Genomic DNA, 2,108 nt, shown 5'->3' on the forward strand with positions numbered 1-2,108 from the left:
CATGGGCATAATTTCAATTATTATTGCCAGTTAACTGGCCGTCTTGCTGCAAGCCTGACGGTCTGCTCCTCGCTCATAGCGGACTACCGGTCATAAAACCGTCTGCTTTGTGCCATAAGCGGACATCTGCGTTCTGGGCAAACACAACGGGTGAGCGAGAGTAATATTTTGTTAAATGAACGTACCTATCCCCTGTCAGGTCTGAGAGGCGCCCCCCTTAGCGAAAAGCTCTATACCATTCACATAACTTGAGGCATCACTGGACAGGAAAGAAAAAACAGAGGCAATTTCTTCCGGCTCTCCGATACGCCCCAGCGGACTTTTAGCGGTGAGGAAGGCGATCCCCTCTGCGGCATTATCACCAAATGAGGCTCTGTTAACGCCGTTAAGCATCGATATGATTACCAGCTACAGCTGGAGCAGCTATGCCAGATAAGTGCCGAAGGAGAAACACCTGTTCGGCAAGATCTTCACGCAACGCATCGGGCGTAATAACTTGCCCCTTCGTACCCTCATTAAGCGGCTGGCACGTAGAATGATTTGCTTCTCTCGCTCAGTTGAACTCCATGAGAAAGTCATCGGGGCATTCAATTGTTATAGCGGTATCGTGGCCTAAACTGCCAGGCCCCGAATAAGATGAACAGGGTGCCCACAACTCTGCTCAGAAACAGATTTAAATCCGGGCCACTGACACCTTGAATTTTATTGCCCGCTTGGGGAGGTCTCGTCGGCCAGTTTATCAAGACCTTCATGATTGATTTCATTCTCCGCACCGTCGACCGCCGCGGAAATACTCAACAGACTCTGTAGCTCGCTTAACAGAATAGCGGCATCAGATTTAAGAACTTCATTGGATTCAGCAGAGTCAATCACAGTATTGATGGCCTTATTAGCACTTTCAATCATTTCCGTTACGCCACCCTGCCTGCTCACAGCCAGTACAAGCGCGCTAATCAGCAGCGATTGTGCCTCAACGCGTGCTGTCAGCTGTTTCATATCTGCATCGATATGTGAAATTTTGGTCAGCATGCTCAGTACCACGTTTTTCATAGCGAATACTCCTGTAAAAAGCTGATTTTAACGACCCACGCTAGACCTGCCTACAGCCACTATCTGAAAATCTTCCTCATTACCCCTGAAATGATTGCAGCAATCGTGTCTGAAGAGTTCTGATTCTGCATTTATACGCTACGAACAAAATACAGCTGTATTAACGACCCCGCTATGGACAGCCCGACTGCCAGTCGATGATTCGCCTGCAGCAGAACCGGGCGGCACTGAAAATGGCTGAAGCCTTTTCCGCATTCTGAAGGGGCCTGTATAGGCAGTGGCGCGAGAAGGGATCGAGAATCGGGTGCAGTAATAATTCTGTTGGCGGCCGGCCTCTCCCGCTGCGGGCAGCACACTTCGTACGGATAATGTGCGCAGTCAGGTCTGATGCCGCTCACAGGACTTGTACAGAACTTATCCACCACTTTTGTGGATAAGTTAGAATCCATGTCATTTGTAACCGAAAAAATAAGCGAAAAAAGTTCCGTCCCTTTAACATTTTTGCCGTTTTGAGCATACGCCGCGTCAGGGATAATGAATAGCCTTAACGTAAAGATGCCGGTCGTTGTGGGATACTGTCTGAAGGCGCTATCGATGGCGGGTATGGGCAGGATACGAGGCTATGAGGTTGTATATTGCTCCCACGCCAGACACCTTTGTGCCAAAAGCGGGTATCTCAAAGTCAGCGTGTTAAATTTAAACGCCGCTTTGATTTGTTTAAAACAGGAGTCAACAAGTGAACATTGACTGGCATAGTTCTTCATTAACACGTTCAACAATCGTGGATAAAAACTACAAAAATACACAAAACGTCCGCCGTTTCATGGTGGATGAGTGCGGTCCAGATTTCCGGTTTGATCGCGAGTTTATGGCCTGGATACGAAATGACGAACCAAAAAATCCGGGTGATTTGGTTGCTGAGTGGAAGCGCAGACATCCACTTTAGGGCAGTAACGTCCGGTATTCGCTCATAGCGGACATGGGCCAACATGTAAGTCCGCTCTGTGCCAGCAGCGGACATTTTGTAAGCTCTCCTGGACAAGTTGAAAATATGATCA

General features: G+C 48.3%; 3 protein-coding genes and 1 pseudogene. 2 read left to right on the forward strand and 2 right to left on the reverse strand.

Annotation, left to right across the window (positions count from 1 at the left end; translation table 11 throughout):
* Positions 1-195: 195 nt before the first annotated feature.
* The gene (locus tag EPG66_RS23190; RefSeq protein WP_281369383.1) at positions 196-393 is read right to left on the reverse strand and encodes an SDR family oxidoreductase; all 198 of its coding nucleotides are present in this window, start codon (positions 391-393) and stop codon (positions 196-198) included.
* Between EPG66_RS23190 and EPG66_RS22760 the strand changes: the two are divergent.
* Positions 371-616 (forward strand): annotated as a pseudogene (locus EPG66_RS22760) (IS1 family transposase); the annotation flags it as partial. The gene EPG66_RS23190 and the pseudogene EPG66_RS22760 sit on opposite strands and share 23 nt — an antisense overlap.
* An 86-nt stretch (positions 617-702) precedes the next feature.
* Here the strand turns inward: EPG66_RS22760 and iraP are convergent.
* Positions 703-1,050, reverse strand: a complete 348-nt coding sequence (iraP, locus tag EPG66_RS22765; RefSeq protein ID WP_182688180.1) for an anti-adapter protein IraP — start codon at positions 1,048-1,050, stop codon at positions 703-705.
* A 736-nt stretch (positions 1,051-1,786) separates the two neighbouring features.
* Here iraP and EPG66_RS22770 point away from each other — a divergent pair.
* The gene (locus tag EPG66_RS22770; RefSeq protein ID WP_182688181.1) at positions 1,787-1,996 is read left to right on the forward strand and encodes a DUF6434 domain-containing protein; all 210 of its coding nucleotides are present in this window, start codon (positions 1,787-1,789) and stop codon (positions 1,994-1,996) included.
* Positions 1,997-2,108: the final 112 nt, after the last annotated feature.

The organism is Pantoea pleuroti (assembly GCF_014156615.1).
Classification (GTDB): Bacteria; Pseudomonadota; Gammaproteobacteria; order Enterobacterales; family Enterobacteriaceae; genus Pantoea; species Pantoea agglomerans.

Coding starts and splice junctions, on each gene's coding strand:
- EPG66_RS23190 (WP_281369383.1), bottom strand. CDS start 393: ATGCTTAACGGCGTTAACAGAGCCTCATTTGGTGATAATGCCGCAGAG.
- iraP (WP_182688180.1), bottom strand. CDS start 1,050: ATGAAAAACGTGGTACTGAGCATGCTGACCAAAATTTCACATATCGAT.